Source organism: Mesorhizobium sp. M0621, from assembly GCF_040320745.1.
Classification (GTDB): Bacteria; Pseudomonadota; Alphaproteobacteria; order Rhizobiales; family Rhizobiaceae; genus Mesorhizobium.
The window spans coordinates 15,137-40,174 of record NZ_JAMYQF010000019.1; the positions used below are offsets into that span (position 1 = coordinate 15,137).

General features: G+C 62.9%; 32 protein-coding genes, 1 tRNA gene and 1 riboswitch. Of the genes, 17 read left to right on the plus strand and 16 right to left on the minus strand.

All coding sequences use genetic code 11. The features are described from left to right. The first annotated feature begins 96 nt into the window (after window positions 1-96). The 4 genes from NKI38_RS15395 to NKI38_RS15410 all read left to right on the plus strand — a co-directional run bounded on the left by NKI38_RS15395 (window position 97) and on the right by NKI38_RS15410 (window position 4,783). Window positions 97-585, plus strand: coding sequence for a GNAT family N-acetyltransferase (locus tag NKI38_RS15395; RefSeq protein ID WP_352658915.1), 489 nt, complete (start codon window positions 97-99; stop codon window positions 583-585). Between the two features lie 166 nt (window positions 586-751). Beyond that, window positions 752-2,752 (plus strand): ABC transporter ATP-binding protein/permease, encoded by a 2,001-nt coding sequence (locus tag NKI38_RS15400; RefSeq protein WP_352658917.1) that lies wholly within the window; start codon window positions 752-754, stop codon window positions 2,750-2,752. Between the two features lie 244 nt (window positions 2,753-2,996). Then, a complete protein-coding gene (locus NKI38_RS15405) occupies window positions 2,997-3,431 on the plus strand; it encodes a helix-turn-helix domain-containing protein (RefSeq protein WP_352658919.1) in 435 nt (144 codons plus the stop codon). Next, complete coding sequence (locus NKI38_RS15410; RefSeq protein WP_352658921.1) at window positions 3,431-4,783, plus strand: HipA domain-containing protein; 1,353 nt, start codon at window positions 3,431-3,433, stop codon at window positions 4,781-4,783. Before NKI38_RS15405 ends, NKI38_RS15410 begins: the two co-directional genes overlap by 1 nt. Before the next feature lie 70 nt (window positions 4,784-4,853). Here the strand turns inward: NKI38_RS15410 and NKI38_RS15415 are convergent, their stop codons facing one another. The 4 genes from NKI38_RS15415 to NKI38_RS15430 all read right to left on the minus strand — a co-directional run bounded on the left by NKI38_RS15415 (window position 4,854) and on the right by NKI38_RS15430 (window position 6,832). Then, the gene (locus tag NKI38_RS15415; RefSeq protein WP_352658923.1) at window positions 4,854-5,855 is read right to left on the minus strand and encodes an aldo/keto reductase; all 1,002 of its coding nucleotides are present in this window, start codon (window positions 5,853-5,855) and stop codon (window positions 4,854-4,856) included. Between the two features lie 67 nt (window positions 5,856-5,922). Continuing rightward, window positions 5,923-6,168 (minus strand): DUF982 domain-containing protein, encoded by a 246-nt coding sequence (locus tag NKI38_RS15420; RefSeq protein ID WP_352633804.1) that lies wholly within the window; start codon window positions 6,166-6,168, stop codon window positions 5,923-5,925. A 134-nt stretch (window positions 6,169-6,302) separates the two neighbouring features. After that, window positions 6,303-6,482: a hypothetical protein gene (locus NKI38_RS15425; protein ID WP_352658925.1), complete on the minus strand. Its 180-nt coding sequence runs from the start codon at window positions 6,480-6,482 to the stop codon at window positions 6,303-6,305. Between the two features lie 143 nt (window positions 6,483-6,625). Then, the gene (locus tag NKI38_RS15430; protein ID WP_352658927.1) at window positions 6,626-6,832 is read right to left on the minus strand and encodes a hypothetical protein; all 207 of its coding nucleotides are present in this window, start codon (window positions 6,830-6,832) and stop codon (window positions 6,626-6,628) included. 12 nt (window positions 6,833-6,844) lie between these two features. Between NKI38_RS15430 and NKI38_RS15435 the strand changes: the two genes are divergently transcribed. Continuing rightward, window positions 6,845-7,741 carry a type II toxin-antitoxin system RelE/ParE family toxin gene (locus NKI38_RS15435; protein WP_352658929.1) on the plus strand — a complete coding sequence of 299 codons (897 nt, stop codon included), beginning with the start codon at window positions 6,845-6,847 and terminating at the stop codon, window positions 7,739-7,741. Window positions 7,742-7,758: 17 nt separating this feature from the next. On the opposite strand, the gene NKI38_RS15440 is transcribed toward NKI38_RS15435, so the two are convergent. After that, window positions 7,759-7,832 (minus strand) — tRNA-Gln (locus NKI38_RS15440). Window positions 7,833-7,912: 80 nt separating this feature from the next. Beyond that, window positions 7,913-8,206: a hypothetical protein gene (locus tag NKI38_RS15445; RefSeq protein ID WP_352659066.1), complete on the minus strand. Its 294-nt coding sequence runs from the start codon at window positions 8,204-8,206 to the stop codon at window positions 7,913-7,915. 503 nt (window positions 8,207-8,709) lie between these two features. Here NKI38_RS15445 and NKI38_RS15450 point away from each other — a divergent pair. Then, window positions 8,710-9,774, plus strand: a complete 1,065-nt coding sequence (locus tag NKI38_RS15450; RefSeq protein ID WP_352658930.1) for a PAS domain S-box protein — start codon at window positions 8,710-8,712, stop codon at window positions 9,772-9,774. A gap of 36 nt (window positions 9,775-9,810) precedes the next feature. Here NKI38_RS15450 and NKI38_RS15455 read toward each other — a convergent pair whose 3' ends face one another. Beyond that, window positions 9,811-10,749 carry an alpha/beta fold hydrolase gene (locus NKI38_RS15455; protein ID WP_352658932.1) on the minus strand — a complete coding sequence of 313 codons (939 nt, stop codon included), beginning with the start codon at window positions 10,747-10,749 and terminating at the stop codon, window positions 9,811-9,813. A 147-nt stretch (window positions 10,750-10,896) separates the two neighbouring features. On the opposite strand from NKI38_RS15455, the gene NKI38_RS15460 reads away from it, so the two are divergent. Then, complete coding sequence (locus NKI38_RS15460; RefSeq protein ID WP_352658934.1) at window positions 10,897-11,214, plus strand: hypothetical protein; 318 nt, start codon at window positions 10,897-10,899, stop codon at window positions 11,212-11,214. A gap of 164 nt (window positions 11,215-11,378) precedes the next feature. Here the strand turns inward: NKI38_RS15460 and NKI38_RS15465 are convergent, their stop codons facing one another. The 4 genes from NKI38_RS15465 to NKI38_RS15480 form a co-directional block, all read right to left on the minus strand. After that, complete coding sequence (locus tag NKI38_RS15465) at window positions 11,379-11,630, minus strand: DUF982 domain-containing protein (RefSeq protein WP_352658936.1); 252 nt, start codon at window positions 11,628-11,630, stop codon at window positions 11,379-11,381. A gap of 6 nt (window positions 11,631-11,636) precedes the next feature. Next, window positions 11,637-11,873 (minus strand): DUF982 domain-containing protein, encoded by a 237-nt coding sequence (locus tag NKI38_RS15470; protein WP_352658938.1) that lies wholly within the window; start codon window positions 11,871-11,873, stop codon window positions 11,637-11,639. A gap of 153 nt (window positions 11,874-12,026) precedes the next feature. Beyond that, on the minus strand, window positions 12,027-12,470 hold the full coding sequence (locus tag NKI38_RS15475) for a GFA family protein (RefSeq protein ID WP_352658940.1): 444 nt from the start codon (window positions 12,468-12,470) through the stop codon (window positions 12,027-12,029). A gap of 90 nt (window positions 12,471-12,560) precedes the next feature. Beyond that, window positions 12,561-12,740: a DUF3606 domain-containing protein gene (locus NKI38_RS15480; protein WP_024501602.1), complete on the minus strand. Its 180-nt coding sequence runs from the start codon at window positions 12,738-12,740 to the stop codon at window positions 12,561-12,563. A gap of 645 nt (window positions 12,741-13,385) precedes the next feature. Between NKI38_RS15480 and NKI38_RS15485 the strand changes: the two genes are divergently transcribed. Further along, window positions 13,386-13,829, plus strand: coding sequence for a DoxX family protein (locus NKI38_RS15485; protein ID WP_352658942.1), 444 nt, complete (start codon window positions 13,386-13,388; stop codon window positions 13,827-13,829). 10 nt (window positions 13,830-13,839) lie between these two features. Here the strand turns inward: NKI38_RS15485 and NKI38_RS15490 are convergent, their stop codons facing one another. The 3 genes from NKI38_RS15490 to NKI38_RS15500 form a co-directional block, all read right to left on the minus strand. After that, on the minus strand, window positions 13,840-14,145 hold the full coding sequence (locus NKI38_RS15490; RefSeq protein WP_352633781.1) for a hypothetical protein: 306 nt from the start codon (window positions 14,143-14,145) through the stop codon (window positions 13,840-13,842). Between the two features lie 103 nt (window positions 14,146-14,248). Further along, complete coding sequence (locus tag NKI38_RS15495) at window positions 14,249-14,518, minus strand: hypothetical protein (protein ID WP_352658944.1); 270 nt, start codon at window positions 14,516-14,518, stop codon at window positions 14,249-14,251. 155 nt (window positions 14,519-14,673) lie between these two features. Then, window positions 14,674-14,877 carry a hypothetical protein gene (locus NKI38_RS15500; RefSeq protein ID WP_352658946.1) on the minus strand — a complete coding sequence of 68 codons (204 nt, stop codon included), beginning with the start codon at window positions 14,875-14,877 and terminating at the stop codon, window positions 14,674-14,676. Here NKI38_RS15500 and NKI38_RS15505 point away from each other — a divergent pair. The 6 genes from NKI38_RS15505 (at window position 14,854) to NKI38_RS15530 (ending at window position 20,230) form a co-directional block, all read left to right on the plus strand. Continuing rightward, window positions 14,854-17,058, plus strand: a complete 2,205-nt coding sequence (locus tag NKI38_RS15505; protein WP_352658948.1) for a right-handed parallel beta-helix repeat-containing protein — start codon at window positions 14,854-14,856, stop codon at window positions 17,056-17,058. The two genes, NKI38_RS15500 and NKI38_RS15505, sit on opposite strands and share 24 nt — an antisense overlap. 66 nt (window positions 17,059-17,124) lie before the next feature. Next, window positions 17,125-18,414: a hypothetical protein gene (locus NKI38_RS15510; RefSeq protein ID WP_352658949.1), complete on the plus strand. Its 1,290-nt coding sequence runs from the start codon at window positions 17,125-17,127 to the stop codon at window positions 18,412-18,414. A 150-nt stretch (window positions 18,415-18,564) separates the two neighbouring features. Continuing rightward, entirely contained in the window at window positions 18,565-19,290 is a 726-nt protein-coding gene (locus tag NKI38_RS15515; RefSeq protein ID WP_352658950.1) for a glycoside hydrolase family 108 protein, read from the plus strand. Next, complete coding sequence (locus tag NKI38_RS15520) at window positions 19,290-19,508, plus strand: hypothetical protein (RefSeq protein ID WP_352658952.1); 219 nt, start codon at window positions 19,290-19,292, stop codon at window positions 19,506-19,508. Before NKI38_RS15515 ends, NKI38_RS15520 begins: the two co-directional genes overlap by 1 nt. Before the next feature lies 1 nt (window position 19,509). After that, window positions 19,510-19,737, plus strand: a complete 228-nt coding sequence (locus tag NKI38_RS15525) for a hypothetical protein (RefSeq protein ID WP_352658954.1) — start codon at window positions 19,510-19,512, stop codon at window positions 19,735-19,737. Between the two features lie 169 nt (window positions 19,738-19,906). Next, a complete protein-coding gene (locus NKI38_RS15530) occupies window positions 19,907-20,230 on the plus strand; it encodes a hypothetical protein (protein WP_352658956.1) in 324 nt (107 codons plus the stop codon). A 173-nt stretch (window positions 20,231-20,403) separates the two neighbouring features. On the opposite strand, the gene NKI38_RS15535 is transcribed toward NKI38_RS15530, so the two are convergent. Next, a complete protein-coding gene (locus tag NKI38_RS15535; protein WP_352658958.1) occupies window positions 20,404-21,111 on the minus strand; it encodes a hypothetical protein in 708 nt (235 codons plus the stop codon). A gap of 195 nt (window positions 21,112-21,306) precedes the next feature. Between NKI38_RS15535 and NKI38_RS15540 the strand changes: the two genes are divergently transcribed. Together NKI38_RS15540 and msrA are read left to right on the plus strand one after the other, a co-directional pair. Further along, complete coding sequence (locus NKI38_RS15540) at window positions 21,307-22,851, plus strand: glycosyltransferase family 39 protein (protein ID WP_352658960.1); 1,545 nt, start codon at window positions 21,307-21,309, stop codon at window positions 22,849-22,851. Window positions 22,852-23,000: 149 nt separating this feature from the next. Continuing rightward, the gene (gene msrA / locus NKI38_RS15545) at window positions 23,001-23,519 is read left to right on the plus strand and encodes a peptide-methionine (S)-S-oxide reductase MsrA (protein ID WP_352658961.1); all 519 of its coding nucleotides are present in this window, start codon (window positions 23,001-23,003) and stop codon (window positions 23,517-23,519) included. Between the two features lie 243 nt (window positions 23,520-23,762). Here the strand turns inward: msrA and NKI38_RS15550 are convergent, their stop codons facing one another. Then, on the minus strand, window positions 23,763-24,098 hold the full coding sequence (locus tag NKI38_RS15550; RefSeq protein ID WP_352658963.1) for a hypothetical protein: 336 nt from the start codon (window positions 24,096-24,098) through the stop codon (window positions 23,763-23,765). Between the two features lie 218 nt (window positions 24,099-24,316). Then, window positions 24,317-24,430, plus strand: a riboswitch (TPP riboswitch). Between NKI38_RS15550 and NKI38_RS15555 the strand changes: the two genes are divergently transcribed. Next, window positions 24,421-25,029: a YkoF family thiamine/hydroxymethylpyrimidine-binding protein gene (locus tag NKI38_RS15555; RefSeq protein WP_352658965.1), complete on the plus strand. Its 609-nt coding sequence runs from the start codon at window positions 24,421-24,423 to the stop codon at window positions 25,027-25,029. It overlaps the preceding riboswitch by 10 nt. Window positions 25,030-25,038 lie beyond the last annotated feature (9 nt).

Below are 25,038 nucleotides of genomic sequence, written 5' to 3' on the forward strand. Positions count from 1 at the left end.
AACCCGCCTTGTGGAAGGGCGGGTCAAATCTCCGAGTTCGTCGCTTCGCTTGCTCGCACCAATCATATGGCTCCTGACTTTTGCAGGACGTGAAGAATGCTTGAAATCCGCCCGGCCCGGGAGGCCGATCAGTCGGCGATTGTGCAACTGTGGCATCAGGGCTGGCATGATGCCCATGCGCATCTGGTCCCAACCGAAATCCTGGCGTTCCGAACGCCCGCATATTTTTCGCTCTGGTTGAAGCAGACCACCGATGTATTCCATGTGGCGATAACAGATGAACTGCTTGGCTTCGTCTCCATCAACGGGGCGGAACTGGTCAAACTCTATGTAAGTCCGCAAGCACGGGGAAGCGGAACTGCACACGATCTGCTGTCACATGCGGAGCATCTTTTGTCCGAACAGGGCGTGGTGGAGGCCGAGCTTTTCTGCACGGCAGGAAATGTCCGTGCGCAGAGATTTTATGCCCGCGAAGGATGGCGCTTGAGCCGCACGTTCGAAGACGCACTTTGGCTGCCGGAAAATATCGCCGGCAGATTTACCGTGGAGACCCACTGCTACCAGAAGCATCTGGGCCTTCGATAGGCCGGCAATAACGGTGTTCGCCAAGCATCCAGACGCCCCGTCCGTGGCGCACGTGGCGAGACCCTCGCGGACACTGAAAGCCAGAAGAGCCTTGGTGTGCCGCTGGCAGCCAGCATCTCGGGCGGACATCATGAAACCTTTTAATTTTTAAGCCGTTATCGCCGTTATGTCCGGGGCAAAATCCAAGCCGAAATCGGTCGACGGCGCCAAACCACGCGAGGCTGGAAAGTCGCGCCGGGAAAAGGCATCGGCTGTCGAAGCCACGCCCGAGGTCGATGGCCGGGCCGCGCCGCCGCCGGAGGCTGTCGAACCCGATCCAGAACTGACGCCCGAGGAGGCGGAGCAGGCGCGCAAGCGATATTTGCTGAGGCGTTTCTGGATCAGCGCGCGCGGCTACTGGGGCCGCGGCGGCGATCGGCTCGCCTGGCCGTTCACCATCGGGGTGCTGCTGCTGATCTGCATCAATATCGGTTTCCAGTACGGCATCAATGTCTGGAACCGCTCGATGTTCGATGCCCTCGAGCAGCGCAATGCCCGCAGCGTCTATTTCCTCATCGCCATATTCATGCCGCTGGTGTTCTGCAGCGGCAGCCTTGTCGTCGCGCAGGTCTACCTGCGCATGACGATCCAGCGCCGTTGGCGTTCCTGGCTGACCACCGCGGTCATCGCGCGCTGGCTGGCCAACGGCCGCTACTACCAGCTGAACCTCGTCGGCGGCGACCACCAGAACCCAGAGGCCCGCATGACCGAGGATCTACGCATCGCTACCGAATCTCCGGTCGATTTCATCGCCGGAGTCCTCAACGCGTTCCTGTCGGCCTCGACCTTCATCGTCGTGCTGTGGACCATCGGCGGCGCGCTCACCCTGCCGATCGGCGGCGAGAGCATCACCATTCCCGGCTTCCTGGTCATCACCGCAATAATCTATGCCGCCATCACCTCCACCTCGATGGTGGTCATCGGCCGCAACTTCGTCCAGCTGTCCGAGCGGAAGAACCAGGCGGAGGCCGAACTGCGCTACACGCTGACGCGCGTGCGCGAAAACGGCGAGAGCATCGCCTTGCTCGGCGGCGAGGAGGAGGAGCGCAGCGGCATCGACAGGAATTTCGGCCATGTGCTCAGGCAATGGGCGCTGCTGACCGGTCAGCACATGCGCACCGCGGCGGTGTCGCAGGGATCGAGCCTGTTTGCGCCGGTCGTGCCGATCCTGCTGTGCGCGCCAAAATTCCTCGAAGGCTCGATGACGCTTGGCGAGGTGATGCAGGCAGCGTCTGCCTTTGGCATCGTGCAGGGCGCGTTCGGATGGCTGGTCGACAACTATCCCCGTCTCGCCGACTGGAACGCCTGCGCGCGGCGCATCGCGTCGCTGATGATGTCGCTCGACGGGCTCGAGCGCGCCGAGCAGAGCGACGCGCTCGGACGCATCCAGCACGGCGAAACCAATGACGGTGCGATGCTCAGCCTCGACAATCTTTCCGTGACGCTCGACGACGGCACCGCCGTGGTCAAGGAGACCGAGGTTGCGATCGAGCCGGGTGAGCGGGTGCTGGTGGCCGGCGAATCCGGCTCGGGCAAGTCGACGCTGGTGCGGGCCGTCGCGGGACTGTGGCCATGGGGCGGCGGCGGCGTCAGTTTCCACGCGGGCAGGCGTTTGTTCATGCTGCCGCAACGCCCCTACATCCCCTCGGGCACGCTGCGCCGCGCGGTCGCCTATCCCGCGGCGGCGGACAAGTGGACGATCAAGCAGATCAAGGCTGCCCTCGACAAGGTGGGTCTTGCTTATCTTGCCGACAGGATCAACGAAGAAGCGCCGTGGGACCAGACGCTGTCGGGTGGCGAAAAGCAACGCCTCGCCTTCGCGCGCCTGCTGCTGCATCGCCCCGATATCGTCGTGCTGGATGAAGCGACCTCGGCGCTCGACGAGAAGAGTCAGGACAAGATGATGGAGACGGTGATCGGCGAATTGCCTGAAGTCACCATCATCAGCGTGGCGCATCGCGCCGAGCTGGAAGCCTTCCATAGCCGCAAGATCACCCTGGAACGGCGCGAGGGCGGGGCAAAGCTTGTCAGCGATATCGATCTTGTGCCGCGCAAGGGCAGGCGGAACTTGCTCCGGCGCGCCTTGTGGGGCTCCGGCGCGCGCAACAGAACGGCCAGGCGACCATGAGCTTCTACCGGTCGGCCATCGCCATGTCGTGAGTTAGGACCCCTTCATGTCCTGCTCCCGTTCAGGATCGGTGCGGCGATTGTATGCATCAGGCTCCCTCCCTCTGTTCCCGTACGGTATCCGACCTTCGGGCGATGATCCCGATCGGGTACAAAACGGCTTGTATTTGGCCTCGGGAGGGATTATGTTCCCGCTCGGGATCAGGATCATGACTAAAACCACACCGACGTCGGCGACCGTACCCTTGAGCGCCATCGAGATTGCGCGCCGCGCCGCGCGAACCGATCCTGCGGATGCCGGCAAGCCGGCCGGATTCGCCGAACAGGGTGATGGGAGCAACGCACCGGACCGGGGTAGGGCAAACGTCACCGTTCCCTTGACAGGCGTGAAGATCAAAGCCCTTCCGCCCGAAGTTCGGGTCACGCTACCTCGGATGCTCGGCTCCGATGCGAAGGCCGAGGCCGAACTCGCCACCATCGCGTCGCCGGCGGACCTCGGCCGGGTGGTGCGTGCTGTTCGTGAGCGGCGGAGATTTTCGCAACAGGAATTCGCCGACCTCGCCGGGGTCGGCCGGCGCTTCCTGTCGGAACTGGAGAACGGCAAGCCGACGCTGGAACTGGGCAAGGTGCTGAAGGTCACCAATGCCGCTGGCATTGTGCTCTTCGCCCGGGAACGCTGATGGATGCGCTGACACTTGACGTCCGGCTCGACGGATTCACCGAGCCGGTCGGCATCCTGGCGCGCGACGACCATGGCGGGGTCGCTTACGCCTACCGGAAGAACTATGTCGCCAATCCCGACGCTGTCGCCCTATCCTTGTCGCTGCCATTGACCGACGAACCCTATGGCGATGTCGCGGCCAGGCCGTTCTTCGACAATCTGCTGCAGGAACGTGATGGTGCGCTGGCCGATATCATGGCCCGCGAGGGCCTTGCCCGCGATGACATCGCCGGCCTGCTGTTCCATATCGGCAAGGACTGCGCCGGCGCCTTGTCGGTGCTGCCGGCCGGCGCCCCACCGGTCAAGCTGCCCGGAGACTATGGCAGCGACTATGTGCGGATCGGCATGGAACGAATGGTCGACATCGTCGATGCGCTGCACCGCCGCCGCCGCTTGCCGGACGGCACCGCCGACCCATCGCCGCTGGCCGGGGTGCAGAGCAAGATCGCGCTGACCTACCTGCCCGACGGCTCTTTCGCCGAACCGCGGCCGGGTTCGGGCGCACCGACCACGCATATATTGAAAGTCCCTGATCAGGGTCATCTCCGCGATGCCCGCAACGAGGCCGAGGCGCTCGCGCTCTCGCGGGTGCTCGGTTTCGACACGACCGACGCCACGGTTATGCCATTCGGCGAGATGGAGGCGCTGCTGATTACCCGGTTCGACAGGGCGCTGACCGGCGACGGACGGATCGTGCGTATCCATCAGGAGGATTTTGCCCAGGCGCTCGGGCTGCCGGCGGGGCTGAAATACGAGCGGCGCGGGACGCCCGGCCGGCGCTTCGATGCTCCGGCCATTCGCCGCGTGCTCGAGGCGACGGTGGACCCGGCCGGCGAGAAGGATATCTTCATCAAGGCAACGCTGTTCGATCTGATGATCGGCAACACCGATGGCCACGCCAAGAATTTCGCGCTTCTTCACGATAGGGGCGGGCGCATCCGCATGGCGCCACGCTACGACCTGCTGCCGACGCGGCTCGACGCCAACCTGACCGAAGAACTGGCCTTCAGGATCGGCACAGCGGACAGGCTGGCGGCGATCACCGCTGACGATTTCGCTGTTTTCCTGCAAGCGCTGGGTATCCAAAGCGCTGCCGCGCGCAAACGTATTTGTGCCGGCCATACGGCCTACATTGCGGCATCCCTGGCGCGGCAGCTCAATGGCCTCGACAAGCGGAACATGAAGCGCTTCGCTGATCTCATTGCATCGAACATCGGCATGTTGACGGCGGCGTTCGGGCTGGCCACGCCAGCGGCGGTGGAACAGCGGGACGCGTTTCTCGACCGAGCCCGCGGTTGGCTGATGAACTGAGAGCTGGCCAGTCTCGCAAGGAGCTACGGCATTGACGACTCCGCAAAAAAGGTAGGAGGGCGCCGCCGCCCTACCGGTCGACCATCGCCATGCCGCGCTCGGTATAGCGCGGGCCGGAGATTTTTCCGGGCGCGAGCGCTTCGTCGAGCGCGGCCATTTCGGCGGCGTCGAGTTTCAGCGAGGCGGCGGCGACGTTCTCCTCCAGATATCTGATCCGCTTGGTGCCTGGAATCGGCACGATGTCGATGCCAAAACCGTTGCCCTTCTCCAGCAGCCAGGCCAGCGCGACCTGGCCTGGCTTGACGCCGCGGGCTACCGCGATGTCGCGCACCTTGGCGGCCGCCTCGACATTGGCGTCGTAGTTTTCGCCCTGGTAGCGCGGGTCGTTGCGGCGGTAATCGCCCTCGGCATAGTCTTCCGCGCGCTTGACCGCGCCGGTGAGAAAACCGCGGCCGAGCGGCGAGAACGGCACCAGGCCGATGCCGAGTTGCCTGAGCAGCGGGATGATCTCCGGCTCCAGATTGCGCTCCCACAGAGAATACTCGCTCTGCACCGCCGACACCGGATGCACGGCATGCGCCCGGCGGATATTGGCCGCACCTGCCTCCGATAGGCCGAAGAAGCGCACCTTGCCTTGCGCGACCAGTTCGCCGACGGCGCCCGCGACATCCTCCATCGGCACCGCCGGGTCGACGCGGTGCTGGTAGATGAGGTCGATATGGTCGGTGGCGAGCCGGGCGAGCGAGGCTTCCACGGCCTCGCGAATGTGCTCGGGCCGGCTGTCGGTTCCGACCTGCTTGCCGTTTTCGATGCGGAAGCCGAATTTGGTGGCGATCGTGACCTGATCGCGCTTGCCCTTCAACGCCCGGCCGAGCAAGGCCTCGTTGGCGTAGGGGCCATAGACCTCGGCGGTGTCGAGAAAGGTGCAGCCAAGCTCGATGGCGCGGTGCAGCGTGGCGGTGGATTCGGCCTCATCGGCTGGGCCGTAGGACTGGCTCATACCCATGCAGCCGAGGCCGATGGCCGAGACTTGCAGCCCCTGGCTGCCGAGCTTGCGTGTTTTCAGGGTCATGGGGGTCTCCAGGAGGGATGCCGCGACTATAGCAGCCGCATCGACGTTGGCCGATTCAATCGACACTCTATTCGATCAGGATGTGGGCTTCGCGCGCGGCCTCGACAAGCGCCGACCTGGCGACATCGGCGGCAACCTCGCCACTCGTCGCCCGGCGGCAGGCGCGCAAAGCCGTTTGATGTTTTGGGCTGCCGGCGTCACGCCAATGTGTCGTGAGCAATTCAATGGCTTGCTGTGTATTGGACAGATGGCGGATGGAACCGGTGACACCGACCGACACCGCCACGGGTTTGGAAAACCATGCGGTTTGCATTGGAACCTCGACCAGGCTGGAGCAATTAACGCGTCTGGCGTCGTAAGGTTTCGTCGGTGCCGATCACTCTGGCGTGAGAGTTCCGAAAAACATCGGGAGACGCCGGGTTGTTCGCCTTTCGGCTTGCGCGTCACTCACATGTTCGAGGCGACGTCGGGTGGTGGTTTGGGTTTGTGGGCCGCACGCTGCCTCGTCGCCTGCTGGGCGGGGCGGGGTGCGGCCTTGACCATGTTCACGGTTTCGGGCGCTTGCGCCTTGCGGTGCTTGAGCCAGCTGGACGACAGTTCGGCAAGGAGACTGCGCAGATCTTTCACGACGTCCTCCTCCGCTCGAGCGACAGGATATCTCATTAGGCCGGACTTGCTCCGCCGGAAAGACCTGTTGCATCGAAAAGATATCAAGGCGCTCGCCCGAGCGTATCGGGCTGGCGTGCGCTCGGTCGACGGGTTCCTGCTCTCTATAGAATGTTGGTCGTCACTTCGACGACGATCGCGGCACCTTCCAGCGTGCCGTTGGTGATATGCACGACACGCGATACCCGCAGATCCTGCGCATTTCCGTCGATCGACAGGGAAACGCTTTCGCCGATCCGGGGAACCGCCTGGAAAATTGCATCCGTGGCCTCCGGCCGGTTGTCGATCGATATGCGGCAGTTGACGGTCATGGGATGTCTCCTGTGTCTGACGGCGCCCCGGCCGTCAACGCAGGGTCCGCGAAATGGTTTCAGGGGGACAGGCGCCTTGGCGGTTCCCGCCGCCGCTGGCATGTTGGCAGTGAGCACATCAATCACTGTGCGCCTAGCGCGCAAGCGCGGAAAATCTGCAAGGCAAACTCCGGGATGTCCGTAGTTGGCCTTGACATATACGGAAATTCCGTAGTATCGGCCATGCACACAGTCGTCGAAACGCCAGCATATCTTTCCGCCGCCCACGCCGCCGGCATGTCCGAAGAGGAGCGGACAGAGGTTGTCGAACTCCTTGGAGACGACCCTCAGTTCGGCAAGGTGATGAAGGGCACAGGCGGCTGTCGGAAATTCCGTGTTGCCGGTCGCGGACATGGCAAGAGCGGAGGCTATCGAATCGTGACCGTGTTCGGCGGCGAGGACATTCCGGTGTTCCTCCTAACCGTGTTCGGCAAGGGCGAGAAGGACAATTTGTCGAAAGCCGAGTGCAACGACCTCGCAAAACTGACGAAGATCCTGATCGACACCTACGAAGATCCTGATCGACACCTACGGAAAGAAGGGAAAAGCGAAATGAGCAAGAGTGCGTTCAACAAGATCAAGGCCGGTCTCGACGATGCCATTGCGTTCGCTGAGGGTGATACGGACGGCGCCGTGATTCATGTGCCGGAGCGGGTCGATGTCCGCGCAATCCGCAAAGTCCTCCACCTCAATCAAGAGGCCTTCGCGGCCCGGTTCGGCTTCGGCCTTGCTCGTCTGCGCGATTGGGAGCAGGGCCGGTCGGCGCCCGACAGTGCGGTGCGCGCCTATCTCACCGTCATCAAGAAGAACCCCAAGGCCGTGGAGCAGGCACTTGGCGCCGAGGAGACCGGGGAGCGGCTCGCCGGCTAGCCATCTGTTGAAATTGCTGGTTCCCGCTCATGGGCTCGAACCACGATTCACGCCTTCAAAGGGCGCTGTCCTACCATTAGACGAAGCGGGAAAATACAACTGCGCCCACACCCGTAGCCGGTTCGCGCGCCGGGATCAACGCAGTGCGGCGGCAAAGGCACGTGGCCGGCATCAGTTCGGGAAGTTGTTGACAGGCTCCTCGCAGCGGTGGACCGGGCAGCGGCCGTCACGGGTCGGAACGTAGGCCGACATCGGCACTTCGGGCCAGTCGCATTCGTTGCCGAACTGCCTGACATAGCGGTCATAGGTGTTGGGGCCGGTGGTCAGCACCACGGCGCGGTGGCTCTGGATCAGCCGCTGGAGTTGCTCGCAGCTCATCGTGCGGGTATCGGGCCGGGCCTCAGCGAGGCCGGTCGCGGCAAGCAGGATCGCTGCCGTCATCAAAGCAATTCGGCGCATCGGCATGTTGGTTCCCTCGATCTGATGTGTCACGCGAAACTCGCATCCCGGCCGGTGGTTCCGCAATGGCCGGCTGGCCGTTTCCTGGCGGCGCAACCAAATGACGCGCCGCGCATTGCTGGGGATGGCCGGCAGGAAGCCCTACGAGACGCCCCAATTGTGGCCCGGAAACGAGGATCGTGAAGCCATGTGCTGTTCCTTCTGTGGCGGCCGCGACCACCGCTACGAGGATTGCCCGCAGCGGGACGTCCAGGCCGATCAACCGCCTGTTGCTCCGCCTGACGGCGCTGAAGAAACAGGCCGGAGAGATTGGCAAGGGCCAACGGGTCGCCGGCTCGCTCCAACCCGACGAGATCGGGATCTATCGCCGCCGAGGCTCGTTGCCCGGGCCGTCCGCAAAGGCTGAGCGGCGCGCCGATTGCAACCAAAATGCCCGTGGCGCATTGCTGTGGCGCTGCGGAAATCGCTCACGCGAGCCGGAAGGCGTGACCGAGGGGGAAGGTGGGGCCATGACGGAATTGACGGACATCGATGGCCTGATCGAAGCCGCCGCCGACGCAAGGTTGGCGGCGATCGTCGATTCGTCCTTCGATGCCATCATCAGCAAGGACCTGAACAGTATCATCACCAGTTGGAACGGGGCGGCGCAGCGCATGTTCGGCTACACGGCCGAGGAGGCTGTCGGCCGGTCGGTGCTGATGCTCATTCCCGATCATCTCAGGGATGAGGAGACCGACATCATCGGCCGGGTTCGCAATGGCGAACTGGTGGCCAGCTATGAGACGATCCGGCGACGCAAGGACGGCAGCTTCATTGCCGTGTCGCTGACCATCTCGCCGATCAGGAACGTATCGGGCGAGATAATCGGTGCTTCGAAGATCGCCCGCGACATCACCGCGACCAAGGACAGCGAGCGCCGCATCCGGCTATTGCTGCGCGAGGTGAACCATCGCGTCAAGAACCAGTTCGCGGTGATCCTCTCGATGGTTAGGGAGACAGGCAAACGCTCGACCGATCCGCGCGAGTTCGAGGAGCTGATCCGCTCGCGCATCATGGCGCTGTCGCGGTCGCACGATCTGCTGGTGAATTCGGAATGGGCGGGCGCCAGCCTCTTCGACCTCATCCAGGAGCAGCTCAAGCCGTTCGCTCATGAGGAACAGGTATCGCTCTCCGGGCCGCTGCTGACCTTGCAGCCGAACGCCGTGCAAAATCTCGGCATGGCACTTCACGAACTCGGCACCAACTCCTCCAAATATGGCGCGCTGGCGGGTGATACCGGGCGGCTTGAGATCACCTGGCAGATCGCCAACGGTGTTTCGGGACGGCGGGAAATCCATCTCGTCTGGGACGAGACGATGCCGGTGCATGAACGAGACCGGCGGGACGAAAGCACGCGCAAGGGCTTCGGCACCGTGGTCCTGCAGCGGGTCGCGCCGCAATCGCTGAACGGCTCGGCGGTCCTGGAGCGCAGCCCGGGCCATCTCAGCTGGTCGCTGACGGCGCCGCTGGAATCGATCCTCGTTCCGCAGCTTGCCGCCGAAATCCCTGCCGCCGAGCCGTATTTCAGCCCTTGAGAGTCTATTCAGCAGCGGGAGGCAGCTTCGGCCCCATCAAAGCGAGGGTGAAGGTAAACCCGACCGCTGCGAAATGCCCCGACTGGTTTCACCGAAGAAGCTGGCCAGCGCCTCGGCGGTCTGAGCCGGGTTCTCCTCGGGAAAGAAATGTCCGCCCGGCATCGCCTGGCCGCTTACGTCATCGGCCCAGCCTCGCCACAGCGCCAGCGGCCCGCCTTCACCGGCATACCAGTCCGCGAGTGCGCCCTGGCCGCTCCACAGCGCCAATAGCGGGCAGCGGATGCGCCGGCCTGCGGCCTTGTCCGAACGGTCATGCTCGCGGTCGAGCACAGCCGCCGCCCGATATTCCTCGCAGATTGCATGGGCGTGGGAAGGCGCGCGCAAGGCATCGATGTAGGCCCGCCGCACCTCGGGTGGGAACACCGAGTGCGGTGAGCCCCAGCCGCTCAGGGCATTGTCGACGATCGCCTCGGCAGCACCTGCCAGGATCTTTTCCGGCAACGGCTCGGGCTGTGCCAGCAACGACCATGGCCAGTAGCCCAGCGCCAGCCTGTCGTCGGCCCTATCCCAGGCATCGGCCGTGGGCACGATGTCGAGCACGGCAAGCTTGTCTATGCTGTCTGGATGATCGAGCGCCATCCGGTAGGCGACACGCCCGCCGCGATCATGGCCGGCGACCATGAAGCTTGAGAAACCGAGATTTGCCATCAGCGCCACCATGTCGGCGGCCATGACGCGCTTGGCGTAGGTCGCATGATCGGGAGCCGACGCCGGACAGGAACTGCCGCCATAGCCGCGCAGATCGGCGCAGACGACGCTGAACCGGTTGGCCAGCGCAGGTGCAATGTCGCGCCACATCAGATGCGTTTGCGGAAAACCGTGCAGCAACAGCAGCGGCGGCCCGCTGCCGGCACGCAGCGAGAATATGCCGGCATCGCCGGTGTCGATTTCCGCACTTTGAAAGTCATCGAACATGGTCGCCTCCGGCACGCGCAACGGCCGGCGAACGGATTTGGTTGCAACACGGCGGGGCAGCAGCGGCCAACTTTTTTCCTCGACAGGCGTTGTCCCTGTGAAGGGAAGGCCGCCGCGGGCGGCCGTGACAGGAAGAAGGAGGCTGAGATGAGAATTCTCGCCATCGTGCCATTCAGCCTGATGCTGGCGCTGGCCATGCCGGTTGCGGCCCAGACCGACCAGCAGCAGAACGACAGCCAGGCGGCGCCGGCCGACAAATGCCGGGCCCAGACAGAGCAAGATGCAAAACAGCAGCCTGAACAGCAGGCTGGCGGCGGCAATCTGACGGAGACGCTCAACGATTGCGGCGGCGTGCTGAAACCGCCGCCCACAGGTGACCAGGGAATGGCGGCGCCGGCGCCCGACGAAGGCAAGACGCCGGTGATCAAACCGGGTGAAGTGCCGCCCCAGCTGCCGAAGCAATAAGGCAGGGCTGATGGCGCCGAAAAGCTTTGGGTTCGAGACCCTTCACCTGATCGTACAGGGCGAGCTTCCCGCAGAGTAGTCGGGGATCGATTCCTCGGAGTAATTTCGCAACAAAAGCAGGCGAGGCACCACGTCTCGCCTGCTTTTCCAATGGATTGAAACCTCTACCGCACCAGCACGCCGGCGTGGTTGCAGAGCGCCACGAACGCCTCCTGCGCCTCGGCAGCATTTGCCTCGTTTTCCAACGCTGCCTCGACCTTTTCGCGCGCCGCCTGGTAAAACGGGCCGCGTTTTGCCTGCGGCCAGTCGATCAGGATTTCGCTGGCATCCTTCATTGTGGCGACGTCGCGGATCGTATCCGAGCCGTGCGGCTTGATCCGCATCGGCGTGGGCAGCATCAACTCGGCCATGTCCATGTCCCTCTACTGGAGGAGTTTTGCTTCGCGCGCGGCGTCGATCATCGCCCGCATCGCCTTTTCCGGCTGCGTCCAGCCATCCAGCGCATCGCGACAGCTGCGCAATGCCGCACGATATCGCCGGCCTTGGCCAGCCGGCCAGTCGCGGAGGCATTCCAGGCCTTCCCACGCACTGCGGATAACGCGCTCACGCTCGGGGGTGAATTTCAGCCGGACGGGTCGGGGAAACATCTTGTCGTTCACGGTCGTCTCCATGACTGATGCATGTCGCCCAAAAGCATGCCTACGGGACCGACCCGAGGATGCGCAACGATTTGGGACGATGACATGCACAAAAAACGAGGCGCCGAATAACGTCGGCAACAGGGCAGGGTTCCCTTCGCGAGCGATCAAATTTCACTCGCGCGCATCGACGTCCGACAGCGACCTCGGCGTCGGCACTTCGGCGTTGTGCGCCGCTGGCCGGTCATGCTCGAACTGCTCGGCATCGGGCAAGGCATGCAGCCAGGTTTCGCGCCTCGAGGTCCACAATTCATATTCGGGCACGAGATCGGTCGGCGCGACATCGAGGCTGCCGATCGCCACCTCGGCCTCGTTGTCGTCGACCCAGGCGACGCGGCTGCCGCAGGTCGGGCAGAAGCTGCGCGTGCCATAGGAGCTGACGATTCCAGTGGTCTCGAAGGCCTCGCGGGGCCAGATGGCAAAGGCCGAATAGGCCGAGCCACCGGCCTTGCGGCAATCCTTGCAATGGCAAAGACCAATGCGGAGCGGCGCTCCGCTGACCGAGAACTGCACGCCGCCGCACAGGCAACTGCCGGTCCTACGTATGGTGTCGGACATGGTCGTGGCCTCCGTTTCTGTCAGCCTGCGGCGCTGCCGGTCGGGTGGGGCCGAGACAAGCCCCGTCCCGATCCCGGGATGAAACAGGCTCTAGCCGCGCGCCGCCATATGGGCGTCGAGCTTCTTGCGCGATGGCCCGTAGCGCTTGATGATGGTCTGCGCCTCGCTTGGCGGAATGCCGTATTTGCGGGCAAAGGCAGCGACCTCGTAGGGCTCTTCGCTCGAGACCAGCTTGCGGTCCTGTTTCGTCTTCGATTTGTCGTCAGCCATCTCGGCCTCGCTTTCTGTTGTCGGGGGAAACGCACAGCCGTCGGCGCCCGATCCCGCGATCAACAGGACATAACACAGATCGGCGCCGCGGGTTCCACAAGCACGCCAATAACGCCACCGCTACGAGCCCGTCATGGGCCTGGGCGGAGTTCCCGACCGGCTGGTATCAGGCCGAGGGCCGCATGGAGCCGGCGTCGGACGGGCGGCCATCGTCACATTCGGTGCATGCGGCGCTGACGCCGGGACAGCCGCGCTGGTGCGTGCCTGCGGGGCAGCAATGGCCGTTGGAACTTGTCCAGCGCGGGCATTGGAAGACATGGCCGGCGCCGCCGCAGCCGCTGCATTCCAGTGCTGTCGACCGGGCAACCAGAAATTTCGCCCCAAACCTCACGCTCGCGCGCAAATCTCGCCCACCCAAAATTGCTGCACCGGCATGCCCGTGCATTAGCCCGAGCTAACGATACCACGATCGCGGTTACCGACAAGTTTCAAATCGCGGGATGCTGGAGGGGCTTCAACAAGCCCCCGGAACCATGGCGGAGCGCTTTGCATCGCGGTTGTCGAGAAAAAATTCGTGGGTGTGTCGGACCTGGCGTCGGTCGCGCGTCCTTGGGTCGGAGCCCATTGCAAAGCTGGAGAACGAGCATGCCGTCGCAAATCACACAGTCGCAAATCACACAGTCGCCGTGGCAGACCGCGGCACTTCTCATCGCCCGCCTGATCTTCGCCGGCGTCTTCCTGATGGCCGTGAGCTTCAAGTTCATGGGCATGGAGGCGACCGCCGGCTACATCGCGGCCGCCGGCTTTCCGTTTCCGCTGTTCCTGGCCTGGTGCGCGGCGATCCTGGAAGTCGCCCTGGTGCTGTGTTTCCTGACCGGCGCCTTCTTCTCGCAAGCCGCCCTGGTGGCCTCCGCCTATGTGCTGTTCCTCGGCCTTGCCTTCCACGGACCCAGCCACTGGGCCGGCAACCAGGCCGAGTTCGGCTTCTTCATCGACCATTTTTCCTTCTTGGCCGGACTGCTGTTCGCCGCCGTGCATGGGCCGGGCAAGGTGCTTTCGCTCAATCTGGGATGGCCGGGCAGGGCCTGAGGCGAGGGATTCACAGCTGGTCGTTGTAGGGTTCCTTTATCTTGCCGACCATGCGGGCCAGCTTCGAAAAGGAGGGCATGTCGACCTCCGGCTGGCACTGATTGGCGAGTTCCAGCAGCCGGAGCGGAAAGTTGATGGCGTCGCGGCTGGACGCGGACATGGCTTCGGATCGCTCCTGGCTGGTTTCGCCGGCCTCGGTCTTGCGCAAGGCTAGGTCTATTTCCTCTGCCGTCAGCACCCCCTTTTGAACCAGGAGACGGTTGATCGATGCGACGGCCATCAGCAGGCCCTCAAGTTGCAGATTGGCGACATTCATGGCGATTGCTCCCGTGACTAAGATCGAAACGCGCGAGCGCCGTTTTCGCTCCGGAGGCGGCGGATTGCCGGCTGGAATGACCAGCGAGCCGGAGCCAAACGGCCTATTCCTGCGTCAGCCGCTCGCCATATTCGCGCCACAGCGCCTTCGCCTCCAGGCTGCCGAGGCGCGTGACCGAAGGATCGCCGCAGCTGATGGCGACGGCGCTGATGTCGTATTGGGGGTAGGCGTGGGCGACGAAACGGATCGCTTCGCCGAGCGAACGCACGCGGATGACCGGATCGGCCTGGCCCTGGCCAGTGCTGCGCACACCGGAAACCGTGGCCGGTGCATTCCGCATCCTGAACACGGATGCCATGGCTGGTCTGTCCATCGTCCTCTCCCACAAGGCCGTGCGACGGGAATCATTCCATGAGCTTTGTCTAATGATTTCATGGATGCCGGCTTATGACCAGCCGGCCGGCGGAGTTCCACGGGCTTGCTGGCGCCGGTCGAGGCACCGGTTTCGACCGAAATAGGAATTTTTTCTCAGAATTCTGTTGACGGGGTGAGTGCAGCTATGCCTTCCAGACGCTGAACCCGGTCGTTGGAACCAGCAGCATCGTCCTCAGCTTCTATCAGTCCGATGACATCGTCGGCGATATTCGGGACGCCACTCAGGGCATCATCGACCAGGCCCAGGCAGCGGCCAATGTCGCGGCCGAAGTCATGACCACGGTAATTGACCCGCAATTCGCCACGCTCGCGGCCGCCCAGGCGTTTTCCCCACCGATCGCGCCGACCTACATCCGCACCGCGTTCTACGACAGCCACCAGGTGGCCGGCAGCGGCGCCGTGTATCGCAAGAACGGGACCTCGGCAGGGGATCTGGTGATCACATTGAGCAATGGGGTGACGCTAGTGGGGTATAGTCTAGCCTCGATCCCAGTGACGGCCTCCATGCTCGGCGCGCGCGCTGGCGTGAATGCGACGGCAGCCATCGATGCGCTGCTGACTGGCAACTATCCGCACGTCCTGATCGACGGTTCCTACCAAACCGACGGCAATCACGTGATCTCGACCGGGAAGAAGCGCGTTGAATGCTTCGGCGGTTCGGTCCTAACCCTTCGCGCGCCGAGTGGCACGGTAACAGGCCATTACCCTGTGATCGACATCGCCGCTGACGATGTGCAGATCGATGGCGACCTGACAATCGATGGCGGTTCACATGCCGGCTATCAAGCCTCCATTGGCATCCGCGCTGGCCTGTCGACCGGTGCGCGCCGGAAGCGACCGACAATCCGTGGCGTCAAGGTCCGCAATCTTGGACTTGCCGGCGTAATGGCGTTATGCGTCGACAGCCCGACGATCGAGGACATCGACGGCTACAACATCATCGCGCCGACCGGAACGGAGTTCGGCGATACGGTCTACGTCGCAGCGTGCCGCAAGCCGATCGTGCGCAACATCCGCTCGACTAAGTGTAAACGTGATGGTGTCGTGCTGACCTACACTGGCAACCTCAATACCACTGACATGCTGGTTGATGGCGTGTTCGCCGAAGGGCATCTTGACAGTCCTTCGGCTTGCGTGTGGGTGGAGATGACGGGCGCCCGAGACCCCCGTGGCATCATCACGAATATCATCGCGAACGACTGTCTGGAGGGGGTCGCCCTCACGGACGCGAACAGTGAAATCGTGTTGTCGAACGTCAAGTTGATTGGCAATCGGCTCCAGGGCAGTTCAGCCGGCAACGTGTTCGGGGTGCAGATCCAATCAGGACGGCTAGACAACTGGTATATTGACCGGTTCAACACGGCCCTCCAACTAGAGCCCAATGGTGAATATCAGTTTGCGCTAAGCTCACAGGTGGGCTCGTTCGCCACAGGCGAGACAGTCACGGGTGGCACCTCTGTGTCTTCGGGCACCCTTCGGTTCCAGCACGTGGAAATCGTTGTCACTGGCTCAACGCTCGACTACGAGCTTGGCGAGACGGTCACGGGTGGCACCTCGGGCGCAACGGGTACGGTGGTTGACTTTTTCGCCAATGTGCTCCGGGTCCTGTCAATAAGTGGCATTTTCCAGTCCGCCGAGACGGTCACAGGTGGCACGTCGGGAACCGCAAAGACCGCAAGCTCCGTCACGAGGCGTATCTATGTGCGCAACACCGCAGGCATCTTCACGGCCGGCGAGACGGTCACGGGTGGTACCTCGGGGGCAACCGCTGTGATCGCTGCGCCCTACCAGACACAGCTTGCCATTGGCCCTGGCACCCTGATGAATTGCCCCACGGATGCCATCGTAGTTGCCAATGTGGTCACACCGGCAAGCATCAGCCTTACGGGCATCAGAGGAAACACGCAATCACACGGTCTTAGGTTCAACCTGTCTGCCGGCCAGCGGGTGCGCAAGGTGAGTGTACGTGATGTGGCGTTGAAGAACTCCACATCGGTTGGCATCATGTTCCGCGTCACGACGGGCGGCATGATTGACGAGATGTTTGTCGATGGCTTGGACATGTCGGAGTGGGTTGGGGACGGCAATGGCAGTTCCATCACGGCCGGCATCGTGACGCGCTTTATCGGCGGCGACAACCCAGGTCTTCAAGGATCGACGGGCTTGCCGATCAACCTTGCGGTCAACACTACGCTGACCGGGCTACATAATCGTGCCATCTGCCACAACAATGGAGCAGGCGCAGCGCGGACGCACACGCTGCCGCCGGCAGTGCCAGGCCTACGGATCGGCTTCGCGGGTGTACACTCGACCCATGTCATGAATCTCGATCCCAGCGGCACGGATACAATCAAGGGCGGCGGCGCAGGAAAATATCTCATCCTCGATCCCGGCGAGCGGGTAGTCTTGGAGGCCTATTCGGCGGGATTGTGGGTTGTTAGTTCGGCGATCGGTTGGGCAGGCGATTTCGAGCCGTAGACCCTGTCGTTGTGTTTGCCGAATCGGCTAAATTGCTTTTTCAATCCGGGTGGCTGAACGAGAGATATGATCTTCGTTCTATGGGCGATGGTGCTTGCTAGCACCGGCATACTTCTGACGCGTCACAACCAGGTGTCGGTCGTGGCAATCGGATACATCGGCCTGCTTGCGTATTCGGTCCCTGCGTTGATCGGTTACACTCGCCCTGTTAGCGCGAGAGGGCTTGAGCCGTATCTCGATCCGGCATCGTCGGGGGCCATCCTCGTGATGGCGGCGGCATGGCTTGGGTTCGGCTTGTCGCTTCTGGTCGTGCCCAGATCGCCGGGCATGGCTGAGCCCGTGCGATATCAGCTGCATCCGATGCGCATCACGTGGTTCATCAGGTTCGCGTTGATTATCTCCATGCTGTGCTACGCATGGATGGCCAACAGGGCAGGGCTGCAATGGTTCGCAATGGAGCGTGCGGACATCTACGGCGTTGTCGGCGGCCTGATTTCCGTCGTGTGGCGTTGGGTCAGCGGTATTGGCCTTCTGGCGTCCATCTATTTCGACAGGCTTTGGGGGCGAGGTGCGCGGGTCACACAAAGCATCTTCCTGCTGATGGTGGTGCTCAATGCCATTGCCGGTGATCGAACCGTACCTGTCATTCTGGCAATGGCGTTCGCTGTTGTTTCGATGTGGGAATGGCCTATCACGAGGGCTGCACTCAACTGGAGAATGTGGTGCATAGGGCTTGCAACGCTCGCCATCGTCTTCTTCATGAAGCCATTCTATCTGGCCTATAAGCGGGACATACCCATAGGAACAATGCTGACGGGCGGATCGGAACCGATGGCTTTGATCGCGTCCTGGGAAGCTTTTGGCACACACGAAAATATAGAGGGCCTGATCAGAACAAACACGACCTATCCGTGGTGGAATATGGTTCGCGATACTTTGGCGCAGCTGCTCGTTCAGCCGTCGGCTTTCGGTTTCGACAGCACTGGGTTCAACACTGTGCTTCAGACGCAGATTTTCTCTCAGGCCAGCTATGGCTTGGCGGGCACCTTCTGGGGGCAAGCGTGGGCAACGGGCGGCATTCCGGTCGTAATCGTGTTCGGGCTTCTCTACGGGCTGGCGCTCGCGGCGCTGCATCGCGCCTCGCTGCAAAGCAAGGGCACATGGTTCTTCTTCTGGATCGTCGTTGGCAGCGTGATCGGTGTCTACGCGCACCGCAACAGTCTGGAAAACGTACTGGCCCAGGCACGTCAGCCTTTCGTCGGGTTCTTGGCTATTCAAACGTCGGTCTGGCTGCTGCTCTTGGGGCGCTTTCACGGCAGCGTTCGGATTCGATCCATGGCCCGACCACGCAATTGATGCAAAGACCGAGGCGCGGCGTGGCTCATCGGTGTTTCATGCCCCGCACATAGGCCCTTGTGTCTGATGCCACCCGCGGCAAGGCAGACCAGTCCGGCCAACCACAACCCGAAAGTGAACAACTGCCCGGAAGGGCGGAAAGGGAACCTCATGGACCGCAACTTCGCGCGGGCGCTTGCGCTCGTTTTGAAATCTGAAGGGCTCTGGTCGGACAATCCGGCTGATCCGGGCGGCGCCACCATGAAGGGTGTGACGCTTGCCAATTTCCGTCGCTACGTGAAGGCCGACGCGACGAAGGCGGATTTGCGTAAGATCAGCGATGATCAGGTGGCGACGGTCCTTCGTCGGTTCTATTGGGACACCGTGCTCGGCGCCGAACTGCCCGATGGTGTCGACCATGCCGTGTTCGATTTCGCGGTGAACAGCGGGCCTGGCCGAGCGGCGAAATACCTGCAGGCGGCGGTTGGCGTTGCCCAGGACGGCCGGATCGGGCCGGCAACCCTTGCAGCAGTCAAGGCAAAACCGGCCGGCGTCGTCATCGATGCGCTTTGCGATGCGCGGCTGGCGTTTCTCAAACGGTTGCCGACGTGGGCGACATTCGGGCGCGGCTGGTCCGATCGCGTCAGGTCGGTACGGGTTCAGGCCTTGCTGATGTCGGCTCAGCGTCCTGCGGCATCGGTGGCCGCGCCGGCGTCTGTCCCCCAGCCGCCCAAGGTCGTAACGCCCGCTAGTGAGGCGCCGACGGTCCAGACCGTGCCGCCAGCGCCGCCATCCGGCGGCAAGACGGCTGCAGCGGCCAGCATCCTCGTCCTCTTTGCCGGAGCGCTCGCAGCCTTCTGGCATCACGTCACCGGTTTTTTCGGGAGTCTCTTTTGATGACATGGTTCAACACCAACACGCTGCACAATCTTCTCAACACGCTGATCGCCATCATCTGCGGCGGCGCGCTCGCCGGTTTCGACTGGACGACGTTCGGCGTCACCGATCGCACCGCGCTTCAGATCAGCGGCACACTCGCCCTTGCCAAGATCATCATCAACGCAGTGCGTGACGGACCGCGCGGCATGGTCGCGCCGCCCGCCAAGGAGACATGAAATGGGAACGCTCGTACTGCTTGGCCAGGTCTGGCCGTATCTCCTTGCAACGGGTGCCGCGCTCGCCGGTCTCTGGACGGCCTACGCCAGGGGCAAGGCAAGCCAGAAGGCCAGGCAGGATGCCGCCGACGCCGCGGCGCGCACCGAAGCCCAAAAGATCGACGACGCCGTCGCCGGGCGGACGCCGGACGACAACCGGGGGAGGCTGGGCAGATGGTCAAAATCGTAGCGCTCTCACTCCTGTTGGCCGGCTGCACCACATCAGGTGGATCGTTCTGCGCGGCCGGGCATCCCATCCGGCCTGCAAAGGCAGAGGTGGCGACCCTTTCCGATGCGTCGGTGGCGGCGATCCTGGCTCACAACGAAAAGGGCCAGACGCTTTGTGGGTGGAGGCCGTGATGCACGATCTTTTCGATCTGCTCGGCGTCAAGGGACCGGTCGTTGCTGCCGGTCTTGCCGGTGGCGTTCTGCGCGCGCTGTCGCGGCACCGCTACAAGTTGCGCGAAATGGTGGCCTCGCCGATCTGCGGCGCGCTTGCCGCGGCTTATCTGACGCTGCCGGCGGTGTCCTATGCCAGGATCACCGGCCTGCCGATGCCCAATCCCGCCGACGACACCACCACGCTGGCGGCGGCCTTCCTGATCGGCGTCTGTGCCATGTGGATCTCGGACGTCCTGTTCGAGTTTGTGGTGCGGAGATTCCGGCCGGCGCCAGAGGAGTAGTGGCTGGCTCCCGCTGGTGTTGTCTGTTGGCGACGGCTCAACAGAATTCCGGAGAGTCGCGCTGAAAAGCCGCCGGACGCGGCATAGTCCTCATTTTTTAGCCCGCCTCGGCTCACGCCGAGGCGGGCTATTTTGCGTTTCGGCGATGCAGCGAAGATTCGGCCTGGCAAGCCTCAAGCCAGGATGTTGACCGCCCGTGCCGCGACCAGCGCGATGGTCAGCAGCGAGATCATGGCCTCGGCCATCATCAGCAGCTTGGCGCGTTGGGAGAGTGGCAAGGTGTCGGTGGGCGAAAACGCTGTTGCATTGGTGAAAGCGAGGAAGAAATAGTCGACGAAGCCGGGCAGCCAGTCGCGAAGCTCACGATCGTTCAGCGTCATCTGCGCAAACAGGAAATCGGCCTGCGCGAGCTTGACGAGGCCGCAGGTCGGCGGGCCGCCGCGGTCGGTGCTCCAGAACCACAAGGCAAAGACGATGACGTTGGTGACCCAGATGTTGAGCGCGTCGATCAACAGTGTCGTGCCGCTATTGCCGGCATGGCCCTCCAGCAAGGCACGCACCAGCAAGACCAGCGAACCGCAATTCATGACGCTGATGATGGCGGTCATGGTCAGGGCGGTCTTGCGGATCATGACGCGAAACTGGCCGATCGCGTGCCACTCGTGATCCTCGACCGCCTTTCGGGTGGCGGCCTGTGTCCAGGCGGTAGCCACCGACAAGGGCAGCAGCAGGGCGGCCTCCAGCGCCGGCGCCAGCCAGCGCGGTCCGAACGAGAGGTTGTTGATGACCAGGAGCTGCAGGCAGATGATGACGAGAACGGCCGCGCGCGCCATCCAGAAGTCGAGCGCACGGTAATGGATGACGGCATGGTGGTGGCGCATTGGGATCCGGATTTTTCAGGCAGGGGTCAGACGTGCAGCGCTGTCGTGCCTGGAGAGAGGAGCGCCGATACTCCTGCCCGATCTTGGTGCTGCAATGGCACATAGCTATACTTTTTCGTAAGCTTCGACGTTTGGGGCTGTTCGTTAAACAGGACTATGTGATTTAAGCGCCGCATGGCGGGGATAGATGGATCCATGGACAACTGGGTGCCGGCGGGATTGCCTGCCGCCGGCGTCGATTCCCCATCGGTTTTGTCCAGCCTAATCCGTCATCCCTGGCATTTGCTGGCGATTTTGTGCCTGATGCAGATATTCTGCTGGACGGTGGTGCCCGCACTCGTCAACGTCTCACCGCCCGGTGATGTCGTCGAGGGCTTCATGTGGGGCCGCGAATGGGTGCAGTTGACCTACAAGCATCCGCAGCTTCCCGGCTGGCTGCTCGAGACCAGCCATCTTCTGACCGGATCGTTCCGCTGGCCGCAATATCTGCTCGCGCAGCTTGTCGTCTCGGCGACCTTCATCTTCGTCTATCTGCTGGCCCGCGACATGCTCGGGAGAACACGCGCGCTGGCCGCCGTGCTATTGATGCCGTCGCTCTATTTCTTCGGCTGGCCGACCCCGCAGTTCAATCATGACTACGCGCAGATGCCCTTCTGGGCCGCTATCTGCTGGCTGCTGTGGCGCGCCAGCCGTGGTGGTGGGCCGGGCTGGTGGCTGACGCTGGGACTGGTATCGGGCGTCGGGCTCTATACCAAGTTTTCCACCGGTCTGCTGTTGTTGTTCGGGGCGATCTGGCTGTTGTCGGATACTCGGGCACGCAGCCGGCTCGCCACGCCTTGGCCATGGCTCGGGCTTGTGGTTTTCATCGCTGTCGCTGCGCCACTGGCCGTCGAACTCTATCGCGTCGATTTCCTGCCGCTGACCTATGCCGCATGGCGCGATGAATGGGTGCTGGCCCATCGCTCCCGCTTTTATTATATCGGCGTCCAGATGGCCGGGCTCTGCGGCTTTGTTCTGGTGCTCGCGATATCAGGGCTGCTGCGGCGCTCGCCCCCGCCGCAAGAACCCGTCGGGCGCGGCATCCTTGTCTATCTCTTGTGGATGGGGCTTGGTCCGGCGGCCCTCGTCATGCTGGCCTCGCTGTTCACCGGCACCGGCGAGGCATGGGGCGCGCCGATGTACAATCTTGTTGGCGTGGTGGCGCTCGCCTCTCTGGGCCATCGGCTCGGCGCCGTCGAGATGCGACGGCTGTCGATCTGTGCGTTCGTCTGTATCATCGGCATGTCTGGTGCCTATGCTTGTATCCGCTGGACGAGCTGCAATTTGCGCGGGCGCATGGATGCCGTGTGCTGGCCGGCCCAGCAGATCTCGGATGAGGCCGAGGCCGTCTGGCACGCGGCGGTGCCCGGTCGGCTCGACATCGTCGGCGGCGATACCCGTATCGCGTTGCTGGCAGGCCTCAATGCCTATGACAAGCCGTCGATCTTCACCGATCTCGACATGCGGTTGGCCCCCTGGATCACGAGCCAGCGGCTGCGTGAACACGGTATACTCCTGGTCTGGCTCGGACGCGGCGTGCCACCTTGGCTGCAGTCGTGGCTGGGCGACATCCCGGTCAAGACCGTTCTCTTCGACTGGTCGCTCAAGGCGCCGCCGGTAGCGATCAGCTTTGCCGCCATTCCGCCCGGCGTGAAGCAGTTGCCGGGTGTGATCGACAGCCTCGCCCGACCGAGCAACTGAAGCAGGTCTGCCCGCTGGACGAAGCAGGTGACAATACCCATTTATGCGAGGATCCAACTTGCTTTTGCGCAATTCTCAAGGGAAAGCGCTATGCGCTTTCCCGGGAAAACCGCTACATTTTCCCGGAATTGCTTTTGAGGAGACGTGATATGGCGACTTCGACCGAACGCGCAGTCCTTGCCGGCGGCTGCTTCTGGGGCATGCAGGATTTGATACGGCGCTATCCCGGCGTCACCTCCACCCGTGTCGGCTACAGCGGCGGCGACGTGCCCAATGCCACCTATCGCAACCATGGCACCCATGCCGAGGCCATCGAGATCAATTTCGATCCGGCCATCATAAGCTATCGCACGCTGCTGGAGCGCTTTTTCCAGATCCACGATCCGACGACCCGCAACCGGCAGGGCAACGATGTCGGGATGAGCTATCGCTCGGCGATCTACTACACCAGCGACGAACAAAAGCGCGTCGCCGAGGACACTATCGCCGATGTCGATGCCTCGGGCCTGTGGCCGGGCAAGGTCGTCACCGAAGTCGCGCCGGCCGGTCCCTTCTGGGAAGCCGAGCCTGAGCATCAGGACTATCTGGAGAAATACCCCAACGGCTACACCTGCCACTTCGTCAGGCCGGGCTGGAAGCTGCCGGTTCGCGAAAAGGCTGTTTCATAGACTTCACGACCGGCGGTTCTGCCATGCATTGCCGCTCGACAAGGTCGTCGAGCGGCTTCATCGCATCCCAAACCCCTTTCAGTCAGTTAGTGCGCCTGGTCGCTTCGGTGAAGCCGTCGAGCCTTCCACCGATGTCCGAAAGTGCCCATGATATTGGCGTTGTCGAGGAGTGCCCGATTGTGCTGACGCCCAAAAGAAGCCGCAGAGCATACGCTCGCGGCTTCCTCGGTTGCCAGCAATGGCCTACTTACCGCAATGGTTGTCATTGACCGTCGGCACAGAGGTGCCCGGCGAGGTGTGGGTGGCGTCAGGCTGCGCGCCCTGCGGGCTGGCCGGGCAATTTCGATCTGCGTTCGAATTCATGTCGCCGGGCATGCCGGTCGTGCTGTTGGTTATGCCGAGGTCGACAGCACCAGGCCTGACCGTATTCGGCGAAGCTGGGGTGTTCGGCTCCACAGTCACCGACTTCCCGCTTCCGGCGCCATCGCCACTCGCGTTGTTGCTACCGGCACTTTGCGCCATGGCTGACATGGCCAGACCAATCGTGAGAGCCGAAGCTGCGAGGATTTTCATGAACATGGTTTGTCTCCATTTCTGTGAACTCGTCGCTTGTTTCTACGAAGGTGATCGCATTTGCGACTATGGGGACAACCGGGTGCGGCAGTGAAGGTTCCCGATAAAATTTGGCTCCAGAAACATCAGCGGCTTCGACCCAAGAATCAGGTCTGGCGCAATGCCTTTTGGTGCAGCGCGCTGAAAAAATGGCTTTCACTTCGGTTTGATTGGTGCTTTAACCCGCGCATCCACAGGGGTGCTCCGTACGGTCGGGGCTGAGACGGGGGCGGCAAGCCCACAGACCCTAAAAGCTGATCTGGGTAATACCAGCGGAGCGAGGCGGGCCATGTTTTCAGGCGCACAGATTTCCCTATATCCCATGGCCGACGATTTCGTCGGCGTCATCCTTGGCGCGCTGGGCGCGCTCGATGCCTACCGCGACAAGCTCCGGATCGAGACCGACGACATCTCGACCCTGCTGGTCGGGCCACCCGAGGTGCTGTTTCCAGCCATGCGCGACCTCTTCGTGGCGGCGGCGCGCAGCGGCAAACATTGCGTGCTGTCGGCTACCATTTCACGCGGCTGCCCGGGCGAGCCGGACGATCCGATCTGCCGCTCCGATGCGCTTGGCGGACCTGTCGGGCCACTCGGCCCGCGCAGGGATGCGGCCATCGCGGCGGTGCGCGGCGCGGCTTCGACCGGCCAGCCGGCGGCAGCGCAGTTCTCGCTCTATGTGATGGGCACCGACGACCATATGGACGAGATCTACGGCTGCATCGATTTTCTCAAGCAGTCGGGCGTTTATGAGCGCTCCAAGCATTTCTGCACCAAATTGCGCGGTGATGCCGGCGCGATCTTTTCGGCGCTGGACGAGGCCTTCTGCCGCTTTGGACCGGGTGCCGGCCACGTAACCCTCGATGTCACGGTCTCGGCCAACAGCCCGTCGGCTGTTTGAAGCAGCCGC